Here is a 5008-nt window from a genome sequence, read left to right as displayed (position 1 = left end):
GCATGGAGGTGTCGGAAGCCAAGCGGCTGAAGACGCTGGAGGACGAGAACACGAAGCTGAAGCGGCTTCTGGCGGATGCGATGCTCGACAATGCAGCTCGGCGACGAAGAAATAGGGACTGCGTGGCGTACCAAGGTGTGCATCGCGTCGAGCGGCATAATCTGAAAGGACAGCGATTGTCGTGGCATGCAGCGGGACCAGCCGTGACTTGCCGAACTTTGTCTCTCGGATGGTGAGAATGCCCTGGTCGAGATCGACATCGGCCCGGAGCAGGCCGAGCGCTTCGGAATGGCGCAGTCCAGCGACCACTATCAGTCCGAACAGACAATGATATGTCCAGCGTCGAAGGGCGATGACCGGTGGCAGCGACAGGGCCGCCGCCAGAAGCGCCTGGATCTCAATGTCGCTATAGATGTATGGCCTTGTTCGCCGGGCCGGCGGCACAGCGTCGCTTGGTGGCACTTCCGTCAGAGGGTCGAAATGAGCGAGGTGCTGGGCAAAACAACGCACATCAGCCAGTCGGATGGACCAACTCGGCTGCCGGCCCATCAACGTCACCCACTCCATTGCCAGATCAGTCGTGATTGTCTCGGCGCCGCGGGCTTCCATGAAAGCGACGAACTCCGACAACCGTCGTGCCGGACCGTCATATTTGTATCCCAGCCCTTGGCGCATGCCAACGTAGCGGTTGAGCGCAGTGCGAAGCCGGCTCATTGGGCACCTCCCGGCCACGGCAGGCTCAGTTCACGCAGCTTCTCAACATCGAGCTTGGCATAGATCCTTGTACTGTCGATGCTTCGATGGCGGAGCAGTTGGCCGATCTCGGCAAAGCTGGCGCCCGACCGCAAAAGGTCGGTCGCGAGGCTGTGGCGGAAAAGATGGGCGCCGTGATGCGCATAGCCGTCAATGCCGGCCCGGTCGAGTGCTTGCTTGGCGATCATGGTGATAGCACAACCGGAGGCAAAACCGACGTGCGGAGCGAGCGTCCTCAGAAATAGTCGACGGCACGCTGAAGCTGGCCGCCCATGCCGAATATAAGTCACGATAGCTGTTCCGACGTCGTGACGTAGCGGCATAATTGCTTGCCGCCGCCCCTTACCGTGCACGATGATCGTGCCCGACTGCCAGTCGATATCGTCAAGCTTGAGGGTGGCAACTTCGCTGGCGCGCAAACCGAGCTTGGCCAGGATCATCAGAACCGCATAGTCCCGATAACCCATTGCCGTCGTCCGATCACAGGCATCGAGAACCTTCTGGATCTTCTCCGGCGGCAGGAATGTTGGAAGACCGGCAAGTCGCCAGCGACGGATGGACGGCACGCAATCGGCCAACGCCGTGGAAATAAAGCCCTTCAAATGCAAGTAGCGCAGGAAGGCACGCACCACTCCGCACATTGCTTCGCCACTGTCGGCGGAGCCATCGAGCGCATGTCGCTCGACATAACCGATGACGATCTCCGGGGTGAGCGCTGCAAATCCATCTGCGCCGGTAGTGCAGACCTCCAGCAGAAATCGATGTGACAGAAGCTTGTGGCTTCCCACCGTCGAGGCGGCAAGCCCTCTCTCATTCGACAGATATGCCGCGAATACATCGACAATCTGCTCGTGCTCCGTGAGCTCAACTGGCAGGGCGGCCGGTATTAAGCCCTCTTGCCGTAGCGCTGAAAGCAAGCGTCGGAGCGCCGATCGGTCGCCCGTGTCGGGACTCCAATGTTTGAAACGATGCTCAAGAAAACGTTCGACATGAACTTCGCTTAAATCCTGCGGATCATGTCCATTGCCGACGTGCCAGTCCATCAGGTCTCGAAACAGGCTCAGCGACCGCCAGGTGCATCGCCTACCCAGGCCTTCGTTTGACATCTTGGCGGCCTAAACGCGCGCAAACTCCCGATACGGACCGTGGATCAGCTTCCGATATAGGGCGCTGCGCTTCAAATAGTCACTTGCGTTCATGCGTCCTCTCCTTCGCGTCAATTGCGACGGAGAGACCCTACGCTATGCCGATTAGGCTACCGCTATGCTACAGAAAAGGTTGGCAAAAACTTGCTTAATCGGCATAGTTCGACGGTCGGCATAAACCTGCTTATGCCGCGCGCGGCATAACGCGGTTTCCATGAGCGAGGCGGTGGTCGCCCAGTTCTCGGCTCCCGCGTCATGCCCTGCAAAGCGCATTCTTTCGATTGAGAGCTATCGGCCGGATGGTTCTTTCGACGCTGTTGTTGTCGATCTCGATGCGGCCGTCGGTCAGGAAGAGACACAGGCCATCCCAGTATTTGGCGATGTATTTCAGGGCTTCACCCAAGGGCGATTTGGCAGCGACGCGGGCACACGGTGATAGGTGAGCCAAGTTTCCATGTCGGCTATGAGCGGCTTTGATCGCTCCCGTCGCTCAGCCAGGCGCGTTTCCGGAGCCAGCCCGCGCAAGTCGGCCTCGATTTGGTAAAGTTCGCCAATCCGCTTCACGCCTTCCTCGGCAATCGGTGCGGCTCCCGTGCGGGTGATCTCCACCAGCTTGCGCCGTGCATGATGGTATGGACACCCCCTTCCGCCGGAGCCAGCCGCGAGAGATGATGGAGGCGTATCAACCAGAGGGTTCATTATGGAAGCTCGCGTCAGTGTTGTCGGTCTCGATATCGCAAAATCTGTTTTTCAAGTTCACGCTGCCGACAATTCCGGTCGGCCGGTGATCCGTCGTAAACTCAAACGGGAAGGGGTCGAGAGCTTCTTCCGCGCACTTGCGCCATGCCTAGTGGGGCTAGAGGCATGTCCAGGCTCGCATTTCTGGGCGCGGCTGCTGCGTGACATGGGGCACGATGTTCGCCTCCTGCCGGCGCAGTACGTCAAACCGTATGTCAAAACGAACAAGAATGATGCTGCTGATGCTGAAGCAATCTGCGAGGCAGTCACCCGCCCAACAATGCGCTTCGTTCCCATCAAGGAGGAGATGCAGCAGGAGGTTCTGGTAATTCAACGGGTCCGTGAGATGCTCATTCGCCAGCGCACCCAATTGATCAACGGAATCCGAGGACATCTGGCGGAGTTCGGCATCATCGGCCCCAATCGGTCACATAAAATCGGTCTCTTGACCAAGCTGATAGAAGACCCCGACTGCGATGAGCTGCCGGCAGTCGCTCGGCATGCTTTGCAATACCTACCAGCTTCGCGAAGTCAGTGCCAAACTTTTCAAGATCGATCGCGACTTGATTGCCGTCGCGAGGAGCAGCAATGCCTGCCGGCGCTTGATGAGCATTCCCGGCGTCGGTGTCATCACCGCCACCGCATTGGTTTCCTCGATGAGAGAGCCCACGGATTTCAAGTCGGGCCGCCACTTCGCGGCCTGGTTGGGATTAGTTCCGCGACAACATTTGACTGGCGGCAAGGAGAGCCTCGGTGGGATCAGCAAGTGCGGGAATGGTTATCTGCGAAGATTGCTCATCCACGGCAGTCGCTCAATCATGCGTTGGAGAGGTCGTTCCTGGACCTGGCTAGCAAAAGTGAGAGACAGAAGACCTGCCAACGTTGCGGCAGTCGCGATCGCCAACAAGACAGCACGTGTCGTTTGGGCCTTGCTCCGATTTGGTGGGACCTACAACCACCCAACCCCGCCGGTGGCAATGAGTATGGCATGATTCTCGAGTTCGGCCACCGCTGGTCGAAGCGGTTGCGAGGATAGAAGGCGGACGATGGCAAAGCCGGGTTAACCGGAATCAGCAGAGCCCGTTGGGCGCATCGAACTTCGAGTTCGCGTCGCGTGGTTGGGCGCTGATTTGCGGATCTACCATCAAGGCCGGTATCACAGGGTGTGATACACTGAGAGGCCGAATAGATGACTGCAGCCGCGGCGATCGCCAAATTTCGCTAATTTACTCCTTGCAAAACCGGGGGCGTCCATAGATGCGCCCAGCAATAGGCAAGCCGAATGTCGGGACCGACACGGTCCGGCGCGATCAGTCGATTGTATCCGGCGTAGCCATCCACCTGCAGAACGCCGGTGAAGCCCTGCAATATCTGTTCAGCATGCTGTCCTCCACGACCAGGGGCGTAGGTGAAGGCAACGCCCGGCGGTGCGCCACCGCCCCATGCGCGGTCATCACGCGCCAGTGCCCAGAAGTACCCGGTTTTGGTTTTGCGGGAGCCGGGATCGAGCACGCAAACGGGGCTGCGGGTCTCCGAGATCATCGATCTTGACCGAGACTAATGCTGGGCCAGGGCGCGCATGAGCAATGCGTGGGCAAGGGCCGCAAAGAGTGAAATACGCCGCTCCCCAAGGTTGCACAGCAAGCCCTCCGGCGTTGGCTCAAGGAACCAGGGAAGCGAGGCGCAACGGATATCCGAATGTCTACGGTGGCAGCCTTAGCGCCGACGGTGTGCAGGCACTTCTGAACAAATATGTCGCCAAAGCGCGCGAGCACTGCGTCTCGCTTTGCTCAAAGCGGGTATCGCCCCATGTCTTGCGGCACAGCGCTGCCCTGGAGTTGCTACAGGCGGGCGTCACTGCTCGGTCATTGCCCTGTGGTTGGGCAATGAGACGATGGAAACGACGCTGACCTATCTTCATGGCACATCTTGAACTGAAGGACTCCGCGCCGCAAAGCTGAAGCCGTACGAACGCGCCAAGGCCGAGCGATTTCGACCAAGCGACCGGCTTCTGGAATTCCTGAATGCCCCTCTGAGCATGAGAACTATGCCGAGTATCAATGACAAGTCTCCAGCCAAAACGGCGAGAAAAGCGCCTTTCGACTGGTATGTTGGAAGAGGTCCTCGGCAAAATTCGCCGGTCGGCATAAACAGCATAGCTCAACGGCGTCGAGCCGATGGCCTATCTGACGGACGTGATCACCAGGATCGTCAATGGCCACCCCACTAGCCAGCTCGGCGACCTACTGCCTTGGGCCTACGCCGATAACCCAGAAACTAAGTCCGTGGCCTGAGAACACCGCTCTGATGTCCGTTGTCAATGCTTTGGGCACGAGGAACCGACCGTCCAAACGAACGGCTGTTCATGATGA

At 58.8% G+C, this 5008-nt stretch carries 1 protein-coding gene and 5 pseudogenes; 2 read left to right on the top strand and 4 right to left on the bottom strand.

From position 1 onward, the window contains the following. Positions 1–159: 159 nt before the first annotated feature. From CO656_RS31180 to CO656_RS29330, 3 genes and pseudogenes are all read right to left on the bottom strand, one after another. A pseudogene (locus CO656_RS31180) lies at positions 160–549 on the bottom strand (tyrosine-type recombinase/integrase); the annotation flags it as partial. Between the two features lie 161 nt (positions 550–710). Further along, complete coding sequence (locus CO656_RS29335; protein ID WP_234819738.1) at positions 711–1796, bottom strand: site-specific integrase; 1086 nt, start codon at positions 1794–1796, stop codon at positions 711–713. A 207-nt stretch (positions 1797–2003) separates the two neighbouring features. Then, a pseudogene (locus CO656_RS29330) lies at positions 2004–2525 on the bottom strand (transposase); the annotation flags it as partial. A gap of 73 nt (positions 2526–2598) precedes the next feature. Between CO656_RS29330 and CO656_RS29325 the strand changes: the two are divergent. Further along, positions 2599–3628, top strand: a pseudogene (locus CO656_RS29325) (IS110 family transposase). Between the two features lie 265 nt (positions 3629–3893). Here CO656_RS29325 and CO656_RS29320 read toward each other — a convergent pair. After that, positions 3894–4169: pseudogene (locus CO656_RS29320) on the bottom strand (transposase); the annotation flags it as partial. A 626-nt stretch (positions 4170–4795) separates the two neighbouring features. Here CO656_RS29320 and CO656_RS29310 point away from each other — a divergent pair. Further along, positions 4796–4930, top strand: a pseudogene (locus CO656_RS29310) (transposase domain-containing protein); the annotation flags it as partial. Positions 4931–5008: the final 78 nt, after the last annotated feature.

Source organism: Sinorhizobium sp. FG01 (assembly GCF_002531875.1).
Classification (GTDB): Bacteria; Pseudomonadota; Alphaproteobacteria; order Rhizobiales; family Rhizobiaceae; genus Sinorhizobium; species Sinorhizobium fredii_C.
This window is presented reverse-complemented; position numbering and strand designations above follow the sequence as displayed.